This is a genomic window from Streptosporangium sp. NPDC001559 (assembly GCF_042893955.1).
Classification (GTDB): domain Bacteria; phylum Actinomycetota; class Actinomycetes; order Streptosporangiales; family Streptosporangiaceae; genus Streptosporangium.
The window spans coordinates 1-21779 of record NZ_JBIAVG010000016.1; the positions used below are offsets into that span (position 1 = coordinate 1).

Genomic DNA, 21779 nt, shown 5'->3' on the forward strand with positions numbered 1-21779 from the left:
TTCGAGCGGCTCCTGAATACGTGCGAACGACACGCGACGGGGACCAGCGGGTACGGCGGAGGCGTTGCGCGAGGCTGCCAACAGATGTCCTTCCGGGAAGCACGGATGGAATCGACTGCGCGCATGCCAAACGCCCCGGAAGGATCCGGGGACGTGAGCGGACAGCGCGAGGGCAGCAGAATAGCGCAAATGACAAACGGGACGCCACATTTACTATGAGCGTCAACCTCTCTGCCGGGGTCAGTCTTTCACGGCGGAATCGGCCTCGTCAATTCACCGACGCGATGTCCATGGCGCTCTGGACGATTCGTGGTCATAGAACCGATCCGCATGTGAGATCGTCTCATCATGGACTTCCTTGACGACTATCTCGGGGGTGTGCGAGCGCGAGGGGCGGTGTTCTGCCGCTCGGTGGTCGAACCGCCGTGGAACGTCCGGTTCACCGGGCCGGTCCCGCTCGGCCTGGTCACCGTGCTCACCGGGGACGCCTGGATCCTCATGGACGGCTCGGCGCCGGAGCCGCTGCGCAGGGGAGACGTCGCGCTGATCCGGGGCGGCAGGCCGTTCTCCGTCGCCGACGACCCGGCCACCCCGCCCCGGATCGTCATCGAGGACGAGACCACCTGTTACACGGTCGGCGACGGGCCGGTGCTGGACGCCGACGACCTCGTCCTCGGTCCCCGGACCTGCGGGCTCAGCGGCGAGGCGGCCGGCACGTTCGTCGTCGCCGGATATCCGATCCGGGGCGACGTCGGCGACCGGCTGCTGCGCTCCCTGCCGGACCTGGCGATCGTCCAGGGCGGCCAGGACCTGGCGCCGCTGCTGGGCCTGCTGGCCGTCGAGATCCTCAGCGAGGAGCCGGGGCAGCAGATCGTCCTCGACCGGCTGCTCGACATGCTGCTGGTCAAGGCGTTGCGCTGCTGGTTCGCCCGCCCCGACGCCGAACCCCCCGCCGGATACCGCGCGCTGGCCGATCCGCGTGTCGGGCGTGTGCTGCGCGCCCTGCGCGACGATCCCGGCCGTCCCTGGACGGTCGCGAGCATGGCGGGGGAGGCCGGGTTGTCACGGGCCGCGTTCGCCCGGGTGTTCACCGAACTGGTCGGGGCGCCGCCCATGGCGTACGTGACCGAGTGGCGGATGACGCTGGCGGCGGACATGCTGCGCGAGAACGGCGCGAGCGTGGCGTCGGTCGCCCGTCGCGTCGGCTACTCCGACGGATTCGCGTTCAGCAACGCCTTCAAACGCGTCCGTGGCCGTTCGCCCGGCGCCCTCCTGGCCGAGGCGCGCCGTTCCTGACCTCGTTCAGGACTTCCACGCTCCGGCGGCGGCCGCCTCCTCGGCGAAGTCGCCGAAGGAACGCGGTGCCCGTCCCAGGGCGCGGTACACCCCGTCGGCGACGCGTTCGCCAACCCCGCGGGCCAGCTCCTCCATCAGGTCGGCGACGGCCTCGACGGTCCCCTCCGGGTATCCCTGCCCGGCCAGTGCGGCGGCGTAGGTCTCCCGGCTGACCGGGACATAGCGGACCCGGTGTCCCGACGCGCGGGAGACGGCGGCGGCGACGTCGCCGAAGGAGAGAGCCTCGGGGCCGGTCAGCTCGTAGATCTGACCGGCGTGCCCCTCACCGGTGAGTGCGGCGACGGCGACGTCGGCGATGTCGGCCACGTCGACGAACGCCTCACGGCCCTCACCGGCGGGCAGCGCGAGCTCGCCGGACATGACAGGTTCGAGCAGGAAGTCCTCGCTGAAGTTCTGCGCGAACCAGGCCGCCCGCAGGATCGTCCACTCCGGGACCGCGTCGCGCACCGATTTCTCGAACGCCTCCTGCTCCGGGTGCGCCCGGCCGTCCTCCCCGCGCGCCGACAGCAGGACGATCCGCCGGACGCCCGCCTCGGCCGCGCGGCGGGCGAAGGCGGTGACGGCGGCCGGGTCGACGAACTCGGCCATCGGGACGAGGTAGACGGCCCGCACGCCGTCCAGCGCGGGACCCCAGGTCTCCGGGGCGCCGTAGTCGAACAGGGTGCCGGTCGTGCGGGAGGCCACGCGAACGGGAACCTCCAGGTCGCGCAGGCGGGCGACCACGCGGCGGCCGGTCTTGCCGCGGCCGCCCAGGACGAGAATCGGTGCTTGGCTCATGACACCATCACACCGCCTTCGGCGAGACGATCACATGGTCATGCGGCTCGTACGCATGTGAGTTCGTCTCACCGGAGAGCTCGTTCGGAGGGCTCAGCCGAGCTCGTAGTCGAGGTGGTAGGAGTGGACGCCGTCGCTGTTGACGATGCCTCCCGTGCCGCGGATGCCCGTCAGCTCGCCGGTGCCCGAGTCGGGCAGGACGTTCCAGGTCAGGGCGGACTCTCCCGCGTGCGCCGTGGCGTTGTGATGCAGGACGAAGGTGCCCTTGCGGCCGTGCAGGGTTCCGCTGAAGCGTTCGAAGCCCGCGTAGGCCGCCGAGTCCTCGACCCGGGCCACCGCAGTGATGATGTCGGTGGTGCTGGTACCCACAAGGTCGCCGGAGAAGGTCTTGGTCACGTGGACGAGGGAGAGCGTCGCGCCCTCGGCCTCGTCGTAGGTCTCCGGCTCCCAGCTGTCCAGAGTGAATGTGCCGCCTGCGCGGGTCATGGGGATCTCCTTGCTCGTCCGAGGTGCGGTCCCCATCGTGCCGCCCGTACCTGTCATCTTCTGTCAGCTATGACGCCGTGGGTCAGGACAGGCTCCACCGGTCCATGTTCCAGGTGATGGTCGACTGGGCCGGGTTCGGCACGACGTTGCCGATCTTCTCGTCCCACGCGCTCAGGCTCGCGTGCTGGAAGAGCGGAATGGTGGCCACGTCCTCCCACAGCTGCTTCTCGATCTCTCCGATGATGGGGATCTGCGCGTTCAGGTCGACGGTGGCGTTCAGCTTCCTGATGAGCCGGTCGACCCTCCTGCTCGAATAACAGCCGTTGTTGTTGCCCTTGCTCTCCCCGTCGCACCTCACGGGCGTGGTGTAGGTGGAGGCCCAGCCGCTGACCAGGGCCGAAGCCGACCAGGCGAACAGCGCGACGTCGTAGCCGTTGGCCGGCATCACGGTGCCGAAGAAGTCGTCGGACCCCTTGTCGACGACCTTGAAGCCCGCCTTGGCGCAGGCGTTGATGATCAGCTGCACCTCGACCGTGCGCCGCGGGTTCGGGGTCTGGTAGCCGATCTTGACCTCCACCCCGGTCCTGCCCGCCTCGGCCACCAGGGCTCTGGCGCCTTCGATGTCCTGTTTCCCGTAGACGCCCGCACCGCCCGAGGCGGCGATGACCGCCGCGGCGTTGGCCTGGAACGGCGCCACGTTGCGGATCTCCAGGGGTTTGGCGTTCGGGATCACCGGCTTGATCAGGCTGTCGACGATGAGTTGCCTGGGCACGCACTTGGCGAAGGCCTGGCGCAGCCTCTTGTCCTTGAAGGGGCTGGAGTCGACGTTGAAGTCCAGGTGTTCGTAGGTGTACTGGTCGGCGACGTTGACCTTGACGCCCTTGATCTGTCTCAGCTCCTTGAGCACGCCGGGTCCCGGCTGCGGCTCGATGATCTGGACCTCCCGGTTGTGCAGGGCCTCGGCCTGCTCGTCGAGGGTGATGAAGCGCTCGATGACGGTCGGGGTCGCCGCCGGGGTGCCCCACCACCTGTCGTTGGCGACGAGGGTCAGGGACTGTCCCGTGTCCATCTTGGAGAGCTTGTAGGGGCCGGAGGACGGGATCAGCTCGGCGGGGGGAAGCGAGACCTCGGAGACCCAGCCGTCGTTGAAGAACTTGATGGCCTTTTCGAGCTTCTTCGCGTCACGCGCCTTGACGGCCGCGATGAACTCGTCCTCGGACAGGCCGCCCTGCCTCTCCACGACGTGGGCGGGCAGCAGTTCGGTCGCGCCGGGCCCGCCCGCGATCCAGTCGGCGAAGGGCTTGTCGTAGACGAGGGAGAAACTCCTGTCGCCCTTCTCGCACGCGGGCAGCCTGGTGTCCTCGACGCCGGTCGTGCCGGAGGTGGAGAAGCCCTTGATCCTCCCGGACTTGAACCCCCACCACAGCAGCACGTCGTCGCAGTCGATCGGGGTGCCGTCGGACCAGACGGCCTTGTCGTTGATCGTGTACTTGACCGTCAGTGGGTCGTCCGAGGTCTTGACGTAGCGGCCGAAGTCCCTGTCGGGGGTGATCTCGCCGTTCTCCCCGTAGAACCAGAAGCCGGTCAGGACACGTTGCAGCGGACCGGCGTTACGTGTGGCGTTCTCGGCGGCGGTGTTGTTGTTGTAGGAGTGGAACTCCTGCTCGTAGGCATAGGTGATGCTCCTGGCCCCCGACGAGACCGGCTCCGAGGTGGCCGGCCCGGAGCCGCCGACTCCGCAGGCGCTCAGCACGAGCACCCCCCCGACCAGCGCTGACAGGAACCTGCCAGACCTCCGCGCATGGAACACGCTAGAACTCCTTAGTAGCCCGGCGCGCCCGCTCGCCGACCCCGGTCGAGCAAAGCTGAACACCATCCCATATTTCCGACAAGTGGGACGAGCCGGGTGTTGTACATCTGAGACAGGCCATCTCCCTTATGGCCTGATTCTTGCGGATATTGGCTCTTGGGCCACTCGTGGGTCCGACAAACCACCCTCCATGATGGGCCACATGACAACCACCCCTCTTCGCACGCGCAGGCGTGGGGTGCATCGCGCCTGGATCGTGGCGGGAGTCGCGTTCGTGGCGATCCTCGGCGCCGCCGGGTTCCGAGCGACCCCCGGCGTGCTGATCACCCCCCTGCAGGAGGAGTTCGGCTGGTCACGCGGCACGATCTCGCTGGCCGTCTCGGTCAACCTCATGCTGTACGGCCTTACCGCCCCCTTCGCCGCCGCCCTCATGGACCGCTTCGGCATGCGCAGGGTCGTGTCGTGCGCGCTGCTGCTCGTCGCGGCGGGCAGCGGCCTGACCATCCTGATGAACGCCTCCTGGCAGCTCGTCCTGTGCTGGGGCGTGCTGGTCGGGCTGGGCACCGGCTCGATGGCCCTGGTCTTCGCCGCCACGCTCACCGACCGCTGGTTCGTCCGTCACCGCGGTCTCGTCACCGGCGTCCTCACCGCGGGCGGCGCGACCGGGCAGCTCGTCTTCCTGCCCGTCCTGGCCTCCCTGGCCCAGACCTCGGGATGGCGTACGGCCTCGGCCACGGTCGCCGGGGCGGCCCTGATCGTCGTCCCCCTCGTGTGGTTCCTGTTGCGCGACCACCCGGCGGAGGTGGGCACGACCGCCCTGGGCGCCGACCCGCGCGACCAGGCTCCGGTGCCCGGCCCCACCACCAGGGGCGGGGCCGCGGCACGGGCCCTCACCGTACTGGGACGAGCGGCCCGCACCCGGTCCTTCTGGCTGCTCGCCGGAGGGTTCGCCATCTGCGGGATGAGCACGAACGGCCTGGTCGGCACCCACTTCATCCCCGCCGCCCACGATCACGGCATGTCGGAACCGGTCGCGGCCGGGCTGCTCGCGGTCATCGGGATCTTCGACGTCGTCGGGACGATCGCCTCGGGCTGGCTGAGCGACCGGGTGGACTCCAGAATCCTGCTCGGCGTCTACTACGCGCTGCGCGGACTGTCGCTGATGGTGCTGCCCAGCCTGTTCTCGGCGACGGCCGAGCCCAGCATGCTCGTCTTCATCATCTTCTACGGCCTCGACTGGGTGGCGACCGTGCCGCCCACGGTCGCGCTGTGCCGCCAGGTCTACGGAGCCGACGCCCCGGTGGTCTTCGGCTGGGTCTTCGCCTCCCACCAGGTGGGAGCGGCCATCGCCGCGGTGGGCGCGGGACTCACCCGCGATCTGTCCGGCGCCTACGACCTCGCCTGGTACGTCGCGGGCGCCCTGTGCCTGGTCGCCGCCCTCATGTCGGTCTCCGTCACGGCCGCCAGGGCCGCAGAGCGGAACGCCGTCTCCGTCTAGGGAGCGGAGAGGGCATGCTTGGAGGGTGAGTGAGACGGAAGTGAGCGGTCAGAGGGTGCTCCCGCTGGTGGTGCGGATCGAGCGGGCGGCCCCGCCACGGCGCACCGACGCCCTTGAGGCGGCGGCGCTCGCCGTGCTCACGCTGCTCGACGACCCCCGCGCGGCGGACGGCGGCGAGTGGGCCGAAGAGGTCAAGGCGTGGGAGACCCTCGGGATCAGGAAGGTCGTACGGCGCGCCCGCGGCGCCGAGTGGCGCCGGGTGCTCGACCTGCCCGGCATCACTGTCACCTCGGGCACCGCGGAGGTCCGGGTCCACCCTCCGGTCCCGCTCGACGACTGGCCGAGAGACCTGTCCAGGCTCCAGGTCTCCGGCACCGACCTGACCGACCCCGAGGAACCGGGCCCCGCGCCGGACGGGGACGCGCTGCTCTGGGTCAATCCCACCCTGGAGATGTCGGCGGGCAAGACCATGGCCCAGGTGGGACACGCCGCCCAGCTCGCCTGGTGGGGGAGCGACGAGGCGGCCAGGCGGTCCTGGCGTGAGCGGGGCCTGGCCTGCGCGGTGCGCACCGCCGAGGCCGGGCGGTGGGCCGGGCTGACCGGTTCCGGCCTGCCCACGGTCAGGGACGCCGGGTTCACCGAGATCGCGCCCGGCTCGTGCACGGTCGTCGCGGACGCGCCGTGGCTGCGCGGGGGAGGCTTCCGCCCGGCCGCCTCCGGTCCCCTCAGGTCAGCCTGACGACGTCGGCGAGCACGCCTCCCTGGGGGGTCAGCCGCCAGGCCGTCGGGCTGTCGTAGACCACCAGCAGGTGCTCGTCGTCGAGCATGGTCATCCCCTCGGCGTGGTCGTCGCCGTCGCCGTAGGGCAGGTCCATCACCAGCCGGGGATCGTGCTCGACGGACGGCGTCTCCCCCGGGGTCCAGCGCAGCAGCCGTACCGGACCGTCGAGATCCATGGTCGGCCCCGCCAGGATCATCAGGTCCCCCTGGTACGGGCACAGGTCCCGGATGCCGAGACCGCCGAGGTTCAGGAAGTGCATCCGGTACGGTTCGCCGTCGATCGGGGCCGGCAGCAGCCGCTCGGGGCGGCGCGGGTCGCTCTCGGGACGGATCTCGACCAGTACGGCCCAGCCACGCAGCACGGGCCCGCGCAGGCCGACGAAGACGCGCTCGCCGAGCACCGCGATGCCCTCGATGTCCAGGCCGTTGTCCTTGCCGGGGATCTTCAGGAAGGGGGCGAGGTAAGGGTCGTCGGCCATCAGGTCGGCCAGGTTCCTGCCCCGTCCCGACAGGATCGCCGCGGTGCGGGCGCCGTCCGCGCGGACCGGCCGCGAACCGACGAGCGGCAGCCGCATGAGGACGTAGCGGTTCTCCTCGCGTACGAGGCTGCCGAGCCTGCGCAGGGACTTGTCGACGGGGTGGTCCCGCTTGACCCGCTTCCGCTTGAGGCTGTGCGAGCCGATCGCCCACAGCCAGCCGTCGGCCCTGGCCAGTCCCTCGATGTCGGCCTCGTCGTCGGGACCGGCGGGCAGGTCGACGAAGTCGGCCAGGGCGTAGGTGCGCTGGTCGTCGTAGCGGCCCTCACGGAGGGTCAGGTACTCCAGGGTCGCGGTCTCGTCGCCCGCGAGCCAGAGGCCCGTGCCGTCGGAGCGGACGGCGGACAGGTTCGTGTGGGTCCTCGCGTCACGGGAGGTGACATGGAAACGGAGCTCTACCCGGCGTTCTGCAAGCACGGTGGCATCATGACAGGAAGGTGCAGGAAGGGGCATACCGGACTGAAGAAGGGGAGGGTACTCGTTCCCTAAGTGTGATGGGGATCGCGCACGAGAAAACCGGATTTGTCGTACGCTCCCGATCGTGCTCGATGGGGTGGGTGGGACTCAGGTGACCCGGGAAACGGGTGCCGTACCGACGCGTGCGACCGACGGGACGGGCCCGTCCGAGCCGCAGAGGGCGTCCGTCCCCGGTCCGCCGAGGCCGCCGAAGCGCTCCCGCATCGGCGACCTGTCGATGCGCGTCGTCTACCGGATGCTGGCCGTGGTGGTGGTCGTCACCGTCGTGGCCGTCGTGGCGGCCCTGGTCCTCTCCGGCACCTCCGAACGACCGGGCGAGGAGCGGTCGGGGCAGGTCGCCGCGCCACCTGCCGCGACGCCCTCGCCCGGTTCCAGCTCCCCGCAGGCCTCCCCGGTCGCCTCCCCGGCGGTCCTGGCCGGTGAGGGGACCGTCGCCTCCGTCTCTCCTTCCGCCTCTCCTTCGGCTTCGGCGACCTCGACGGCGTCCTCCTCCCCTTCGCCCTCGTCCTCTCCGATGTCCTCGCCGACCGCGTTGGAGGAGGTCGCGCGTGACCGGAGCGCGGTCGTGGCGGCTCTCGCCGATCACCGCGTCCCCGGACTGCCGCGCAACAAGAAGCTCGCCCGGCTGCCCGGCAAGGCCCACAAGGGCAAGCGCCTGCTGAAGGACCGCAGGGCGGGCGTCTGGCTCGCCAGGCTGGGCAAGCCGTGGAAGATCTTCGGGGCCGCGCCGTTCTCGACCAAGCAGGTCCTGCCGAAGGCCAAGGGGGCGCCCGTCAGGGCGATGCTCGTCAGCTGCCCCGTGCCCATCCAGGCGCAGCGCCACGCCAAGGACACCGCGCTGCTGGCCGCCCGCTGGACGCTCAACCACCACCCCAAGGGCTCCAGGATCTCCTGGTTCGCCTCGCAGCCGATCAAGAAGGGGTGGCTGCTCGCCTACAAGGTGAAGTACAAGGTCAAGGGCAAGGCCCGCTTCTCGGTGGCCGCCGTCGCCGTGACGAGGGGCTCCGGCCCACGGCCCGCCATGGTCTTCGTGACCGTCCCCGACACCCAGCGCGCCTACTGGCGCGACATCAACACCGCGGTCTCCTCCATCAGGCCGAAGTAACGGACGTCCCGCGGGACGCTAGGCTCGGTCGGCGTGACCCGGATCGTTCTCGCCTCTGCCTCTCCCGCCCGCCTCGCCCTGCTCCGCAGCGCCGGGCTCGACCCCAAGGTGATCGTCAGCGGAGTGGACGAGGAGGCCGTGACCGCGGACAGCCCGGCCGAACTCTGCCTGGCCCTGGCCGTGGCCAAGGCGTCGGTCGTCGCGCGTGACCTCACCTCCGGCCTCGTCATCGGCTGCGACTCGGTGCTCGAACTGGACGGTCAGGCGTACGGCAAGCCGGCCTCGCCGCAGGAGGCCGTCGCCCGCTGGAAGTCCATGCGTGGCCGTCAGGGACGGCTGCTCACCGGCCACTGCGTGATCGACGCCTCCGGCGGCGGGCAGGCGGCGGAGGTGGGGGCGACCGTCGTGCGCTTCGGGAACCCCGGCGACGAGGAGATCGCCGCCTACGTGGCCACCGGCGAACCTTTGCGGGTGGCGGGCGCCTTCACGCTGGACGGCCCGGGAGGCTGGTTCGTCGAGGGCATCGACGGCGACCACGGCAACGTCCTGGGGATCTCCCTGCCTCTCCTGCGCCGCCTTCTCGGCGAGCTCGGCGTCTCCGTTCCCACCCTCTGGCAGCCCTGATCCTTCTCCGAGCCGGAAGCGTCGCGCGGCGATCCGCCGATGCCGCTAATCTTCCGGCATGGGTCATTTCCGCTCCTTCGTGGACGGTGCCGGGTTCTTCTTCCAGGGACTGCGCTGGGTCGCGAGGAACCCCCGCTGGTGGCTGTTCGGGCTGATCCCCGCTCTGATCGTCTTCATCCTCTACGCGGTGGGGCTCTACTGGCTCGGCACCCACGCCACCGACATCGCCGAATGGGCGACGCCGTTCGCCTCGGGATGGGCGCACGCGGCGCAGACGGCCCTGCGGACCCTGGTCGGGCTGGCGGTCTTCGGTGCCGGGCTGGTCCTGTTCGTGGTGACCTTCACCGCGGTGACGCTGATCGTCGGTGAGCCCTTCTACGAGAAGCTCTCCGAGCGGGTCGAACTGTCCTACGGCGACCTGCCCGCCGGGCCCGAGCTTCCGCTGTGGAAGACGATTCCCAGGTCGATCCGGGACAGCCTCATCACCCTGTGGTACGTGCTGCTGTTCACCGTTCCGCTGTTCTTCCTCGGCTTCGTCCCGGTGGTCGGGCAGACGGTCGTGCCGGTGCTCGGCGCCCTGGTCTCGGGCTTCTTCCTGACCGTCGAACTGACCGCGCTGGCCATGGAACGCAGGGGCATGGCGCGCAAGGAGCGCTTCGCGGTCCTGCGCCGGAACAAGATGCGCGCCCTCGGGTTCGGTGTGCTGATCTTCCTGATCTTCCTCGTCCCGCTGGCCTCCGTCGTGGCGATGCCCGCGGCGGTGGCGGGCGCGGCGGTCATGGTCAGGTCGCGGCTGGACGTGCCAGGGCCCGCCACGGGCGCGCCGGAGATCCGTGAGAGGACCTGAACCCGGGGTCTGAGCCCGCTCGGCAGGAGGACGCGGCGGCAAAACCCTGGCTTTCTTCTCAAACGGGATAGCAGTCTGTGGACAACCGGTGGTCGCCCTCTCGTTGTCCACAGAACCGCGTTCGGTCGCCTGGCGGGGCGGGAAGCGGACGATGCTTTCCGCCATGACAACCGACGTTCCCGCTCCGCCCACCCCCTCCTCCCCGACGCCCGGCCTCCTGCTCGCCTCCACGCAGGACGTTCTCGGCGCGGTGCCCTACCTCGTGGGCTTCCACCCCTCGGACAGCCTGGTCGTCATCGGGCTGAAGGGCAGGCCTCCCCGCTGCCGGCTGCATCTCACCGTCCGCTGGGACCTGCCCCTCGCCCCTCCCGGCCCCGGCAGGCTTCTGCCGCTGCTGGCGGAGGAGGGGATCACCCGGGTCATCGTCGTCGGGTACGGCCCCGGCACGCTGGTGACCCCGGCCGTGGACCTGACCGTCGGGCTGTTCCGCCGGTCGGGCGTCACGGTGGTCGACGCGCTGCGGGCCGAGGACGGCCGCTACTGGTCCTACACGTGCTCCCGCGCCGGCTGCTGCCCCGCCGACGGCACACCGTACGACCGCGAGACGGGTGTCGTCGCGACCAAGGCGATCGTGCACGGTCTGGTCGCGCTGCCCGACAGGCAGACCCTGGAGCGTTCCCTCGACCCCGTGGACGGGGCGGCGCGCCTGGCCGTGCGCCGCGCGACCTCGCGCGTCACGCGGGAGCTGAGGGCCGCGCTCACCGGGAGCGACGACCCCGGAGGGCTCGCCGCGGAGTTCGTCGCCGACGGGGTGGCGCGGGTGCGCTCGGCCATCGCCCTGCACGCCTCGGGCGGGCGGCTGTCCGACGAGGAGGCGGTCAGGCTGGGCTTCGCCCTCGCGGTGGTCCGGATCCGCGACGAGGCGTGGGCGCTGATCACCGACCATGCCGCGGCCGCCCCGATGAGCGTCCCCGACGCCTGTCTCGGGCTGTGGCGTGACCTCACCCGCAGGCTGGAGCCGAGGTTCGTGCCTCCGGTCGCGTCCCTGCTGGGCGCCGCGGCCTGGTGCCGGGGCGATTCCGCTCTGGCGGGCATCGCGCTCTCCCGCGCGTGTGAGATCGACCCGGGTTACTCGATGGCCAATCTGCTCATGTGCGCGTTACGGCACATGCTTCCACCACGGGTGCTCAGAGAGAGGATGCCCGGCCCACAGGAGCTCGACAGAGAGATGGGGGCTCCCCGCATGGCCTGGCTGCTGCCGATGATCGCGTTGCTGGGGGAGCCTGAGGCCTCCGCGGAGTGACCCGCTCAACCTTCGGCGCGCTTGCGCCGCTCGTTGTAGGCCCGCATCCGGGCGGGATAGCCGGTCAGCTGCACGTCGTAGACCGGGAGGGCGAGGTCGCGGGCCACCTTCTTGATCACCGCGGGCGAGCCGACCCGGCGGCGCGTCCACTCGCCGTCGTCCGCGATCGCCATCGCGGTGGTGTCGGTCGCGAATGTCTCGGGCTCGACATAGAACTCGACACCCTGGCGTGACTTCGCGAAGGCGATGAGCGCCTCGACGTCGGAGTCGGTTGCCTCTCGGTCGAACTTGGCGATCTTCGGCCCGCGCAGACGCCTTAAACCATAGCGATCACGCCATCTCATGCCTCCTTGTATACATCCCCTGGACCTTTCATGGTGAAAGCCCAGGGTGGACTCTAAGGGACATCCAAGGGTTCACCCGGATGGACCGGCCAAAAGTTGTCGCTGAATATTGGATCGACGGCTGAAACGAAAGGTATGTCGGTTCTATGACAGGCACAGCGACACCGGCGGCAGGCCCATGGCACGGCGGCGCACCCCTTTCCAGCCCCGGATTCGAGCACGCCGGGCTCCGGGTGAGCAACCAGGACCGGGAACAGGTGGTCGAGCACCTCAAGGCCGCCTACTCCGAGGGACGTCTTGACAAGATCGAGTTCGACGACAGGCTCGGGCGGGCGATGACGGCCCGCGTCCACGCCGACCTCATGCCGATCATGCACGAGCTGTACGGCTCACGCCCGCCCATGCCCGCGCCGTATCCGTTCGCGCAGGCGGCGCCCGTCCACCACCGGGCAGGGGAGCTCACGGGAGGAGACCGGTTGGGGGCGGCGGCCGCGCACCTGCTCCCGTTGACCGGCCTGCTCGCGATCGGCCCGTTGATCATGATGCTGACCGCGGGCAAGACCTCGCCCTATGTCCGCAGGCACGCGGTCGAGGCGCTCAACTTCCAGCTCACCCTGCTCGGCGCGACCGTGCTGCTGGCCATCACGGTCGTGGGCACGGTCCTGCTGCCGGTGGTCTGGCTCGGAGGCATGGCGCTCTCGGTGATCGGGGGCATGGCGGCGCTGGGTGAGGGCGGTTTCCACTATCCGTTCACGATGCGGCCGGTGAAGTAGACGGCCGGGCTCACCTGGCCAGCACCTCGTATCTGACGCGCATGACTCCGGCGTTGACGCTGCCGATCGCGGAGAAGGCGGCCCTTGACAGGTCGAGGCAGCGCCCGCCGATGTAGGGACCCCGATCGTTGATCCTGACCGTGACCGACTCGCCGTTGGCGGGGTTGGTCACCCGGACCCTGCTGCCCATGGGGAGGGTTTTGTGCGCGGCGGTCATCGCGTTCGGGTTGAACCGCTCACCGCTGGCGGTCATCTGCCCCTCCGCGTAGTAGGACGCGCCACAGGATCCGCTTGAGATCACACGAGCCCTGGGTTTCGCGGCCTTCTTGGTTCTTTTCGGGGCGCTGTCGGTCACCCGGGCGGCGGTGGGGGAGGGGGAGGGTGACGTGCTCGTCCCCTCGGCGGGGGAGCCGGGGGAGGGCGAGCCCTGAGGGGCGGTCGCTGTGCCGGAGGGGGATGCAGCGGGGCCCGAGGGGGACGCGCCGGGGCCGGGAGGGGAGACGGCGGGGACGCCGGAGGAGGGGACGGCGCCGGCGGGGGCGGCCCCAGGAGGCCGGGGGGTGTCCTGGGGTTGAGGGGCGCCCTGCCGGGCACCGGTGAGGGCGACGGTCGTCGCCAGGCGGGCGTCGTCTCCGCTGGAGACCGCCCATGCGGTCGCGGAGATCACGGCGACCACGGTGACGCCCGCCGCCAGGGCGGCGATCCGTCGTCTGTTGTGAGGAGGGCTCTTCGGGGGAGTGGGGGAGGGGGTGTGTGAGTGCAGGCCCAAGGGAAACCACGGTCCAAAGTAGGGGGCAGGGCAGGGGACCGTACGGGGGCGGAGGGGGCGGGGGAGCGCACCGGCCGGTCCCATCGGCGGGGCGCAGGGGTGCTTCCCGCCGTGACGTGGGCCGACCATATGCGACAAAGAGGAAGTAAAGCCACGTTAATGTGATATAAAGTGATTTATGTCACTTTCTATGCTAAACGATAATGAAAGCCCTGATGATCGCCGTTTCTGGCCGTGCGGGGGCGGGCCGGGGCGAAGTCGTGATCCACGACGGCCTCCGGGCCCGGTGATCTGTCAAATGACCTTCCCGGGCCGGGAAAAGAGAAATGATCATCGCGTCGGCCCTGGTGGGAGCCCATGCCGGGCGGTAGGAGAAGTGCGGGCGGAAAACCACGGGAAACGCGGCCGTTTCATCGGCCTCTCGCGCAACAAAGGTTTTCCGGTGTCACAGAGATCTCCACCGCACCGAACGGGCCCCGGATCGGATGACCCACGGGCCGTGGGCCGGAAACGGCACACGGCGACGACCCGTGAACACAACGATGGAAAGGCGCTGAAGACCGGAACGCGCCGGGTGTCGTCTCAGAACATGAGGGTGCGCACGGTCTCCACCGTGTCGGCCTGGGCGGCGCCCTTGTCCGGGCGGTAACGCAGGACACGGGCGAAACGCAGCGCCATCCCCCCGGGGTAGCGGCTGGACCGCTGGACGCCGTCGAAGGCGATCTCGACGACCAGTTCGGGACGGACCGGGACCACCCAGCCGTCCGCCGGGCCGTCGGCGAGGGAGAGGAGACGTTCGGTCTGCCAGGCGAGCAGCTCGTCGGTCAGCCCCTTGAAGGTCTTGCCGAGCATGACGAACCCGCCCGTCAGGGGATCACGGGCCCCCAGGTGCAGGTTGGACAGCCGCCCCTCACGCCGGCCGTGTCCCCACTCGGCGGCCAGGACGACCAGGTCGAGCGTGTGCCGGGGCTTCACCTTGACCCAGCCCGCCCCACGCCTGCCCGCCGCGTACGGCGCCAGCAGGGACTTGACCACCACCCCCTCGTGACCGCCCCTGACCACGTCCCGGTAGAACTCCTCGGCGCTTTCGACGTCCTCGGTGACCAGCCGGGGGGTCACCAGCTCCGGTGGGAGGGCCCCGGCCAGGGCCGCGTGCCTGACCTGGCCGGGCTGGTCGAGCAGGTCGGCGCCGTCGACCCGCAGCGCGTCGAAGAAGAACACGCTCAGCGGGGTCCTGCCGCGCACCGTGGCGACGTCGGTGCGGCTGGAGACGCGGCCCGAGGTGATCTGGAAGGGCTCGGGACGGCCGTCGGGGCGCAGCGCGATGACCTCGCCGTCCAGCACCAGGTCCTGGGAGGGCAGGGCGCCGACCGCCTCGGCCACCTCGGGAACCTGGGCGGTGATGTCGTCGAGCGTCCGGGTGAAGACGGACACCGTGTCGCCGGAACGGTGGGCCTGAATCCGTACGCCGTCCAGCTTCCACTCGACGGCGGCGGCGGGGGCGCCGACCCTGCCGAGGGCGGCGGCGACGGAGGTGGCGCTCTGCGCCAGCATCGGTGCGACCGGACGGCCGACCTCCAGACGGAAGGCGCGCAGCGCCTCGACCCCACCGCCGAGGGCGGCGGCCCCGACGGCGGGCAGCCAGCCGCGCAGCGTCAACGCCCGCCTGACCTCCGTGGCCGGGACCTCGGCCGCCTTGGCGATCGCCTCGACCATCACCCCGTCGAGTGCGCCCTGCCGCAGCTCGCCGCGGAGCAGCCGGGACAGGAACGCCTGCTCCTGGCGGGTGGCGGCGCCGAACAGCTCGGTGACCAGGGCCCTGCGCGCGGACTGGGAGCCGGGGCCCGCCTGGGCCTTGATGCGGTCGAGGAGGCCGTCCACCTGCCGCAGGGTCGCGGTCGCCGCCAGGCGTGGGTCGGGCGGGTCCTGCAGGCTCGCCCAGCCGACGCCGACGTTGCGCTGGGGCAGCTCTCCCGAGAGGTAGGCGATGGCGATCTCCGCCTCGCCGGGACCGGTCCTGCCGAGAAGCTCCGCCAGATGGCGGATCTTCACCAGCCTGGCCGGGTCGGCGGACACCGCCGCGGAGGTGCGGACAAGGTCGATCAGCAGCACGGGTTCAGCCTATGAGCCATCGGTGACATTTCACCGACGCGGGTCCGGCCTTTTCGGCGCGCCGCGGCCTCTCGGCACGCGACCGGGGTCCGGGCCGACATGGGAACGGGCCGTCCCGGGAGGGGACGGCCCGTTCGCGGGTTCGTGTGGGGTCAGCTGACGCCGAGCAGGTCCACGACGAAGATGAGCGTCTCGCCCGGCTTGATGCGGGCGCCCGCGCCGCGGTTGCCGTAGCCGAGGTGCGGCGGGATGGTGAGACGGCGGCGGCCGCCGACCTTCATGCCCGCGACGCCCTGGTCCCAGCCGGCGATGACCCGGCCGCCACCGAGCGGGAACTGGAAGGCTTCGCCACGGTTCCAGGAGGCGTCGAACTCCTCGCCGGTGGAGAAGGCGACGCCGACATAGTGCACGCTGACCTGGTGGCCCGACTTGGCCTCAGGACCGTCTCCTTCGATGAGATCGACGATCTGCAGTTCCGCGGGCGGCGCGCCCTCCGGGAAGTCGATCTCAGGCTTCTCCAGTGCCACGTTGGTCTCCTTGGTTGGGTGCGCGTCGGTTGATGCACGCCGGCCGCTTTCCGGTCGGCCGAACGACTCTACGGGGTTCGGCCGACATATGAGATGCGGGGGGACGGACACCTCGCGATCATCGCCGTGACCTCGGCGGGAGGTGCCGCGACGGCCAACGGTGTGCCGTGCGCGCCGCGATCGGCGTGGGGGCGGGCGCTCCGGGTCGTCCGTTCAGGCGGCTGACGCATAATGCCGGATAATGCCGAGCAGGCCGGGAGACCGGCGCGGACCCGCGCGACCTCGCGCGCCCGACTCGCCACCCGAGGGCATTACGCCGTGGTGTCGACAAGCGGGGGAAAACAGATGAGAAGACCCACCCTGGAGGCGGTCGCCGCCCGTGCCGGGGTGTCCCGTTCGACCGTCTCCCGCGTGGTCAACGGCCAGCCGACCGTCACCCCCGACATCCGTGACGTGGTGATGCGGGCGGTCGACGAACTGGGGTACGTCCCCAACGGCGCGGCCAGGAACCTCGTGACCCAGCGGACCAACTCCGTCGCGCTGGTCGTCTCGGAGCACCCGGACCGGGCCTTCTCCGACGACCCGATGTTCTCCACCGTCATCCGCGCGGCGAGCCTGGAACTGGAGACCGCGGGCAAACAGGTCGTGCTGCTGCCCGCCGGATCGCCGGAGAGCCACGCGAGGGTGGAGAAGTACGTCGCGGGCGGCCACGTCGACGGGGTCATGCTCGTGTCCGGCCGCGGGGCCGACCCGCTGCCCGGCGCGCTCACCCGGCTGCGCGTCCCGGTCGTCTCGTACGGCAGGCCCGCCGCGCCGGTCGCCGTGCCGTACGTGGACGGTGACAACGTGGGCGGTGCGAAGCAGGCGGTCGGGCACCTGCTGGAACGGGGCAGGCGGCGGATCGCGACCATCGCCGGGCCGCTGGACATGACCGCGGGGCAGGACCGGCTCACCGGCTACCGCGAGGTGCTGCGTGACTCCGACCGTCGTTCGATCATCGCGGTCGGCGACTTCACCAGGGAGTCGGGCGCGGTCGCCATGCGCCAGCTGCTGGCCGACGACCCGCTCCTGGACGCGGTGTTCGCCGCCAACGACCTGATGGCCATCGGCGCGATGCGGGCCCTGCGCGAGGCGGGCAGGGGCGTTCCCGACGACGTCGCGGTGGTCGGCTACGACGACGTGGAGGCGGCGCGCTACACCGACCCACCGCTGACGAGCGTCCACAGCCCGCACGCCGAGCAGGCGGCCGCCATGGTCCGGCTGCTGCTCGGCCTGATCCAGGGGGATCCGGCCGAGCCGCTGGTCATGCCGACGAGGCTCGTCGTGAGGTCGTCCTCGTAACGGGCTCAGGTCCGCTGCCGGGAGGAGGGGCCCTCCTGCCGGGGCAGGCCGGGCTCGTACGGCCCGGCCGACGGAGCGGGTTCGACGACGACCGTGTCCGCGGGCCGCGGGCCGCCGTCGAGGACGGCGCGGGCGTGGTCGAGATGGGAGGCGGCGACCAGCACGTCGTAGCGGCCCGCCACGATCGCGCTGCGTGAGGCGAAGTCCCTCCTGCCGCCGGTGAAGAAGTGGTTGACGAAGCCGAAGGCCGCCCCCGTCACCGTGCCCCAGAGCGCCGCCCAGAGCACCAGGACCACGAACGACATCGTCGTCGAGGTGAAGACGCCGAGGAACATCCCCACGACGGCGCCGAAGACCGCGCCGCCGCCGGCCCCGGTGAGGGCGGCCTTGCCGTTCGTCACCCTGCCGGTGACGGTCTCCTCAAGACGGAGGTCGCTGCCGAAGATCGTCACGTACTCGACGGGGAACCCGGCGTCGGAGAGCCCGTCCACGGCTCGCTGGGCCGCTGGATAGTTGTCGTAGCCGACGAGAACCCTGCGGTCGACGACGACGGGGGTGTCCGGGGTGGTCGATAACCGTGCCATGTCCGTTCGCCTTCCCTTGTGTGGTCGGGGATTCGGGCCGTCGGCTACCCCGTGGGGAGGGGGACATGCGTTCGCCCTGGTCGTGGCTTGTCAGCCCCTGGTAGTCTGCGAGAAAGCTTCCAAGTGAAAACTTTTCCCACGAAAGTGGACATCGAGGGACAAATCACCCGATCCACTGTTAAGGTTCTTGCGAGTGGCGCAGACGGCGGGTGGGCAGGGATCGTCGGCGCCAGGTCCGCGAAGGAACCCGAAATGATCGCATTCATCATGATGATCGAAGCAGTGCTGGCCCTGGCGGGGCTGATGGCGCTGTGCAGGCTCACTCGTTATCCGGCCAGGCGGATTCAGCTGGAGGACCGGGCGGAGCGCGTTTTGCAGCCGCGTTACCGCAGGTGACGTTCTTTCGCGCCGGGGCGAGCGCGCCCCGGCGCGAAAGCGGCACGCGGTGGCCGGATCACCAGCTCTGGTGCAGGGGCATGCCCTCGGTGTAGCCCGAAGAACTCTGGACTCCGATCACCGCGCGCTCGTGGAACTCCTCCAAGGTCGAGGCGCCCGCGTAGGTGCACGAAGACCGCAACCCCGCCACGATGGCGTCGATCTGGTCCTCGACGCTGGGTCTGGCCGGATCGAGATACATCCGCGAAGTGGAGATCCCCTCCTCGAAGAGCGCCTTGCGGGCCCGCTCGAACGGGGAGTCCTCCGCGGTTCGCAGTTTCACGGCGCGGGCGGAGGCCATGCCGAAGTTCTCCTTGTACCTGCGTCCCTCGGCGTCGGTCCTCGCGTCGCCGGGAGACTCGTAGGTGCCGGCGAACCAGGAGCCGATCATCACGTTCGCCGCCCCCGCGGCCAGGGCCAGGGCGACGTCCCTGGGGTGCCGGACACCGCCGTCGGCCCAGACGTGCCGGCCGAGACGGCGGGCCTCGGCGGCGCATTCGAGCACGGCGGAGAACTGCGGGCGCCCGACCCCGGTCATCATCCGGGTCGTGCACATGGCCCCCGGCCCGACCCCGACCTTGAGGATGTCCGCCCCGGCCTCGACGAGGTCGCGCACCCCCTCCGCGGTGACGACGTTGCCCGCCGCGACCGGCACGCCGGGGCCGAGTGAGCGGACCGCCCGCAGGGCGCCGATCATCTTCTCCTGATGCCCGTGGGCGGTGTCCACGACCAGGCAGTCGATCCCGGCTTCGAGCAGCTCCTTGGCCTTGGCCGCGACGTCCCCGTTGACGCCGACCGCCGCGGCGACGCGCAACCTGCCCGCGGCGTCGGTCGCCGGTCGGTACAGCGTGGCCCGCAGCGCGCCGGTCCTGGTCAGGATGCCGACCAGGCGGCCCTCCTCGTCCACGATCGGGGCGAGCCTGTGCCGTCCGTCGTGGAGGCGGTCGAAGGCCTCGCGCGGGTCGAGACCGGCGGGCAGGGTGAGCAGGTGGTCCGACATCACCTGGGACAGCTGGGTGTACATGTCCACGCCCGCGCAATCGCCCTCGGTGACCACGCCGACGGGGCGGTTGTCCCAGTTGACGATGATGATCGCGCCGTGCGCCCGCTTGGGCAGCAGGCCCAGGGCCTTGCCGACGGTGTCGTGCGGGGTGAGGGTGAGCGGGGTGTCGTGCACCAGATCGCGCTTCTTGACCCAGTCGACCACATCGGCGACGACCTCGCCGGGGATGTCCTGGGGGATCACCGCGATCCCGCCGCGCCGGGCGACGGTCTCGGCCATCCTGCGTCCCGCGACGGCCGTCATGTTGGCCACCACGACCGGAATCGTCGTTCCCGTGCCGTCGTGGGTCGAGAGGTCGACGGCCAGCCGGGAGCCGACGGAGGAGCGTGACGGCACCATGAACACATCGCTGTAGGTCAGCTCATGAGCAGGCACCATCTCGTTGAGAAATTTCACGTTCTTCCATCCTGTTCCGGTGAATGATCCGGTAAATACTCCGATGAATGGTTACGAATAGGCCTTCCCGCTTTTGAAGATCTCAAAGAGGAGCCGGCACTCCGAGGGGGCACTAAGATCCGGTTTGAGTGGAGTTCACTGGATGGCCGTAAGGAGGCGCTGTGATCGTTGTCGATCGGTCCGAAATGCTTGTCGTCGGCCATGCCGTACGGACCTCCAACGCGGAGGAGCTGGAGCAGGGGCGGGGACGGCTTGGCGCGTTGTGGGCGCGGGCGAGTGCTCCCGGGGCCTTCGCGCACGTGCCGGGACGGATCGACGAGAACCTCTACGCCGTGCTGACCGACTACGAGAGCGACCACCACGGCTCCTACACGCAGGTCGTCGGGGTGGCCGTGCGCAGCGCCGCCGCGCTGCCCGAGGGCATGGTCGCGGTACGGGTGCCCGGCGTCCAGGCGCTGAAGGTCGAGGCGCGCGGTCCCATGCCGGGGGCGCTCCTTGAGGCCTGGCAGCAGGTGTGGAAGCACACCGAGTCCGGTGGCTCGCCCACCCGCGCCTTCACCACCGACCTGGAGATCCACCACGCCGAGGGCGCCGACCTCTACGTCGCGGTCTTCCCCTCGATGCGCCCCGGGGGTTAGGAGAGCACCCCGGCCTCGCGCAGCCTGGCCTGCTCGGCCGGGGACAGGCCCCAGGACGACAGGTCGGTGAGCCGGGTCGCGGGCGAGAGATCCTGCTCGGGGACGCCGAGCAGGCGCGGCGCAGGAGCGGGCTGGAGGACGCCTCCGGCCTCGACGAAGGTGCCGCGGGCCCTGTTGTGCGGGTGCCGGGCCGCCTCGGCCGTGTCGAGCACCGGGAAGACACACGCGTCCGAGCCCTCGAACACCTCCTGCCACTGCGCGCGCGTCCTGGACAGGAACGCCTCGGTCAGCCTGCGCCGCAGCTCGGGCCAGTTCGCCCTGTCGTTCCGGTCGGGCAGGCCGGTCAGGCCCATCAGGGAGACCAGCTCCGCCCAGAACCGCGGTTCGAGCGCGCCGACCGCGACGAACCCGCCGTCGGCGGTCTCGTAGGTGTCGTACATGGGGGCGCCGGTGTCGAGCAGATTGGTGCCGCGCGGCCCCCACGAGCCGTCCTGGACCCGGTCGTAGAACATCGCGAACAGCGCCGCCGCCCCGTCGACCATGGCGGCGTCGACCACCCGCCCCCGCCCCGTGCGCTCGCGTTCGAGGAGCGCGAGCAGTACGCCGTAGGCGAGCATGAGGCCCCCGCCCGCGAAGTCGCCGAGCAGGTTGACCGGTGGCAGGGGGCGTTCTCCCTCGCGGCCGAGCGCCGAGAGCACGCCGGAGGCCGCGAGATAGTCGATGTCGTGCCCGGCGGTCCGCGCCAGCGGCCCCTCCTGGCCCCAGCCGGTCATCCGCCCGTAGACGAGGCGCGGGTTGACCGCGTGCAGGTCGGCCGGGCCGATGCCGAGCCGCTCGGCGACCCCCGGCCGGTAGACCTCGATGACCACGTCCGCCTCCCGGGCCAGGCGCCTGAAGGCGGCCACGCCCTCGGGGGACTTCAGGTCGAGGCCGATCGTCCGCTTGCCCCGGTCCATGACCTGGCGCCGGGGGGAGTCCGCCTCGGCGGCGACCACGGCGACGCGCTCGATCCGCAGCACCCGCGCGCCGTGGTCGGCCAGCATCATCCCCGCGAACGGCCCAGGGGCCAGCCCGGCCAGCTCCAGCACGCGCACTCCGGCCAACGGCCCGGTCCTGGTGACGTGCTCCACCGGGGCGTCCTCCTCATGATCGGTCCGTCACGACCGGTGGTCCCTTGGTAAGGTCCCAGAGTCTCCTT

At 70.7% G+C, this 21779-nt stretch carries 22 protein-coding genes; 11 read left to right on the plus strand and 11 right to left on the minus strand.

Features of this window, described 5'->3' with window-relative positions:
* Positions 1-348: 348 nt before the first annotated feature.
* Positions 349-1296: an AraC family transcriptional regulator gene (locus ACFYY8_RS30620; protein WP_390046895.1), complete on the plus strand. Its 948-nt coding sequence runs from the start codon at positions 349-351 to the stop codon at positions 1294-1296.
* Positions 1297-1302: 6 nt separating this feature from the next.
* Here the strand turns inward: ACFYY8_RS30620 and ACFYY8_RS30625 are convergent, their stop codons facing one another.
* From ACFYY8_RS30625 to ACFYY8_RS30635, 3 genes are all read right to left on the minus strand, one after another.
* Positions 1303-2133 (minus strand): NAD(P)H-binding protein, encoded by an 831-nt coding sequence (locus tag ACFYY8_RS30625; RefSeq protein WP_390046897.1) that lies wholly within the window; start codon positions 2131-2133, stop codon positions 1303-1305.
* A gap of 93 nt (positions 2134-2226) precedes the next feature.
* Positions 2227-2619, minus strand: coding sequence for a DUF3224 domain-containing protein (locus ACFYY8_RS30630; RefSeq protein WP_390046899.1), 393 nt, complete (start codon positions 2617-2619; stop codon positions 2227-2229).
* Between the two features lie 82 nt (positions 2620-2701).
* Positions 2702-4429, minus strand: coding sequence for an ABC transporter family substrate-binding protein (locus ACFYY8_RS30635; protein ID WP_390046901.1), 1728 nt, complete (start codon positions 4427-4429; stop codon positions 2702-2704).
* A 202-nt stretch (positions 4430-4631) separates the two neighbouring features.
* Between ACFYY8_RS30635 and ACFYY8_RS30640 the strand changes: the two genes are divergently transcribed.
* Together ACFYY8_RS30640 and ACFYY8_RS30645 are read left to right on the plus strand one after the other, a co-directional pair.
* On the plus strand, positions 4632-5927 hold the full coding sequence (locus tag ACFYY8_RS30640; RefSeq protein ID WP_390046903.1) for an MFS transporter: 1296 nt from the start codon (positions 4632-4634) through the stop codon (positions 5925-5927).
* A gap of 25 nt (positions 5928-5952) precedes the next feature.
* Positions 5953-6666 carry an aminoacyl-tRNA hydrolase gene (locus tag ACFYY8_RS30645; RefSeq protein ID WP_390046905.1) on the plus strand — a complete coding sequence of 238 codons (714 nt, stop codon included), beginning with the start codon at positions 5953-5955 and terminating at the stop codon, positions 6664-6666.
* Here the strand turns inward: ACFYY8_RS30645 and ACFYY8_RS30650 are convergent.
* A complete protein-coding gene (locus ACFYY8_RS30650; protein WP_390046907.1) occupies positions 6653-7660 on the minus strand; it encodes a DUF3616 domain-containing protein in 1008 nt (335 codons plus the stop codon). The genes ACFYY8_RS30645 and ACFYY8_RS30650 overlap by 14 nt on opposite strands.
* A gap of 151 nt (positions 7661-7811) precedes the next feature.
* On the opposite strand from ACFYY8_RS30650, the gene ACFYY8_RS30655 reads away from it, so the two are divergent.
* The 4 genes from ACFYY8_RS30655 (at position 7812) to ACFYY8_RS30670 (ending at position 11599) form a co-directional block, all read left to right on the plus strand.
* On the plus strand, positions 7812-8825 hold the full coding sequence (locus ACFYY8_RS30655; protein ID WP_390046909.1) for a hypothetical protein: 1014 nt from the start codon (positions 7812-7814) through the stop codon (positions 8823-8825).
* A gap of 33 nt (positions 8826-8858) precedes the next feature.
* Positions 8859-9449: a Maf family protein gene (locus tag ACFYY8_RS30660; protein WP_390046911.1), complete on the plus strand. Its 591-nt coding sequence runs from the start codon at positions 8859-8861 to the stop codon at positions 9447-9449.
* A gap of 58 nt (positions 9450-9507) precedes the next feature.
* The gene (locus ACFYY8_RS30665; protein WP_390046913.1) at positions 9508-10296 is read left to right on the plus strand and encodes an EI24 domain-containing protein; all 789 of its coding nucleotides are present in this window, start codon (positions 9508-9510) and stop codon (positions 10294-10296) included.
* A 163-nt stretch (positions 10297-10459) separates the two neighbouring features.
* The gene (locus ACFYY8_RS30670) at positions 10460-11599 is read left to right on the plus strand and encodes a DUF4192 domain-containing protein (RefSeq protein WP_390046915.1); all 1140 of its coding nucleotides are present in this window, start codon (positions 10460-10462) and stop codon (positions 11597-11599) included.
* Positions 11600-11604: 5 nt separating this feature from the next.
* Here the strand turns inward: ACFYY8_RS30670 and ACFYY8_RS30675 are convergent, their stop codons facing one another.
* Positions 11605-11943 carry a hypothetical protein gene (locus ACFYY8_RS30675; protein ID WP_352015928.1) on the minus strand — a complete coding sequence of 113 codons (339 nt, stop codon included), beginning with the start codon at positions 11941-11943 and terminating at the stop codon, positions 11605-11607.
* Positions 11944-12089: 146 nt separating this feature from the next.
* Between ACFYY8_RS30675 and ACFYY8_RS30680 the strand changes: the two genes are divergently transcribed.
* Entirely contained in the window at positions 12090-12716 is a 627-nt protein-coding gene (locus tag ACFYY8_RS30680; protein WP_390046917.1) for a DUF1707 and DUF4870 domain-containing protein, read from the plus strand.
* Between the two features lie 10 nt (positions 12717-12726).
* Here ACFYY8_RS30680 and ACFYY8_RS30685 read toward each other — a convergent pair whose 3' ends face one another.
* From ACFYY8_RS30685 to ACFYY8_RS30695, 3 genes are all read right to left on the minus strand, one after another.
* The gene (locus ACFYY8_RS30685) at positions 12727-13485 is read right to left on the minus strand and encodes a septal ring lytic transglycosylase RlpA family protein (RefSeq protein ID WP_390046919.1); all 759 of its coding nucleotides are present in this window, start codon (positions 13483-13485) and stop codon (positions 12727-12729) included.
* 582 nt (positions 13486-14067) lie between these two features.
* Entirely contained in the window at positions 14068-15597 is a 1530-nt protein-coding gene (locus ACFYY8_RS30690) for an ATP-dependent DNA ligase (protein WP_390046921.1), read from the minus strand.
* Positions 15598-15749: 152 nt separating this feature from the next.
* Entirely contained in the window at positions 15750-16124 is a 375-nt protein-coding gene (locus ACFYY8_RS30695) for an FKBP-type peptidyl-prolyl cis-trans isomerase (RefSeq protein ID WP_352015924.1), read from the minus strand.
* A 345-nt stretch (positions 16125-16469) separates the two neighbouring features.
* On the opposite strand from ACFYY8_RS30695, the gene ACFYY8_RS30700 reads away from it, so the two are divergent.
* Entirely contained in the window at positions 16470-17465 is a 996-nt protein-coding gene (locus ACFYY8_RS30700) for a LacI family DNA-binding transcriptional regulator (protein ID WP_390046924.1), read from the plus strand.
* Positions 17466-17470: 5 nt separating this feature from the next.
* Here the strand turns inward: ACFYY8_RS30700 and ACFYY8_RS30705 are convergent, their stop codons facing one another.
* The gene (locus ACFYY8_RS30705) at positions 17471-18049 is read right to left on the minus strand and encodes a general stress protein (protein WP_390046927.1); all 579 of its coding nucleotides are present in this window, start codon (positions 18047-18049) and stop codon (positions 17471-17473) included.
* Positions 18050-18301: 252 nt separating this feature from the next.
* Here ACFYY8_RS30705 and ACFYY8_RS30710 point away from each other — a divergent pair, with 252 nt between their 5' ends.
* Entirely contained in the window at positions 18302-18445 is a 144-nt protein-coding gene (locus ACFYY8_RS30710) for a hypothetical protein (protein WP_390046930.1), read from the plus strand.
* A 58-nt stretch (positions 18446-18503) separates the two neighbouring features.
* On the opposite strand, the gene ACFYY8_RS30715 is transcribed toward ACFYY8_RS30710, so the two are convergent.
* Positions 18504-19943, minus strand: a complete 1440-nt coding sequence (locus ACFYY8_RS30715; RefSeq protein WP_390046932.1) for a GuaB1 family IMP dehydrogenase-related protein — start codon at positions 19941-19943, stop codon at positions 18504-18506.
* A gap of 161 nt (positions 19944-20104) precedes the next feature.
* Here ACFYY8_RS30715 and ACFYY8_RS30720 point away from each other — a divergent pair, with 161 nt between their 5' ends.
* Positions 20105-20581, plus strand: a complete 477-nt coding sequence (locus tag ACFYY8_RS30720; RefSeq protein WP_390046934.1) for a GyrI-like domain-containing protein — start codon at positions 20105-20107, stop codon at positions 20579-20581.
* Here the strand turns inward: ACFYY8_RS30720 and ACFYY8_RS30725 are convergent.
* Entirely contained in the window at positions 20578-21711 is a 1134-nt protein-coding gene (locus ACFYY8_RS30725) for a CaiB/BaiF CoA transferase family protein (RefSeq protein ID WP_390046936.1), read from the minus strand. The two genes, ACFYY8_RS30720 and ACFYY8_RS30725, sit on opposite strands and share 4 nt — an antisense overlap.
* Positions 21712-21779 lie beyond the last annotated feature (68 nt).

Excerpts from the sequence above, each read along its gene's own strand:
- ACFYY8_RS30670 (WP_390046915.1), top strand. The coding sequence starts at position 10,460 with ATGACAACCGACGTTCCCGCTCCGCCCACCCCCTCCTCCCCGACGCCC.
- ACFYY8_RS30675 (WP_352015928.1), bottom strand. The coding sequence starts at position 11,943 with ATGAGATGGCGTGATCGCTATGGTTTAAGGCGTCTGCGCGGGCCGAAG.
- ACFYY8_RS30665 (WP_390046913.1), top strand. The coding sequence starts at position 9,508 with ATGGGTCATTTCCGCTCCTTCGTGGACGGTGCCGGGTTCTTCTTCCAG.
- ACFYY8_RS30620 (WP_390046895.1), top strand. The coding sequence starts at position 349 with ATGGACTTCCTTGACGACTATCTCGGGGGTGTGCGAGCGCGAGGGGCG.
- ACFYY8_RS30630 (WP_390046899.1), bottom strand. The coding sequence starts at position 2,619 with ATGACCCGCGCAGGCGGCACATTCACTCTGGACAGCTGGGAGCCGGAG.
- ACFYY8_RS30680 (WP_390046917.1), top strand. The coding sequence starts at position 12,090 with ATGACAGGCACAGCGACACCGGCGGCAGGCCCATGGCACGGCGGCGCA.
- ACFYY8_RS30640 (WP_390046903.1), top strand. The coding sequence starts at position 4,632 with ATGACAACCACCCCTCTTCGCACGCGCAGGCGTGGGGTGCATCGCGCC.
- ACFYY8_RS30705 (WP_390046927.1), bottom strand. The coding sequence starts at position 18,049 with ATGGCACGGTTATCGACCACCCCGGACACCCCCGTCGTCGTCGACCGC.
- ACFYY8_RS30710 (WP_390046930.1), top strand. The coding sequence starts at position 18,302 with ATGATCGCATTCATCATGATGATCGAAGCAGTGCTGGCCCTGGCGGGG.
- ACFYY8_RS30625 (WP_390046897.1), bottom strand. The coding sequence starts at position 2,133 with ATGAGCCAAGCACCGATTCTCGTCCTGGGCGGCCGCGGCAAGACCGGC.
- ACFYY8_RS30700 (WP_390046924.1), top strand. The coding sequence starts at position 16,470 with ATGAGAAGACCCACCCTGGAGGCGGTCGCCGCCCGTGCCGGGGTGTCC.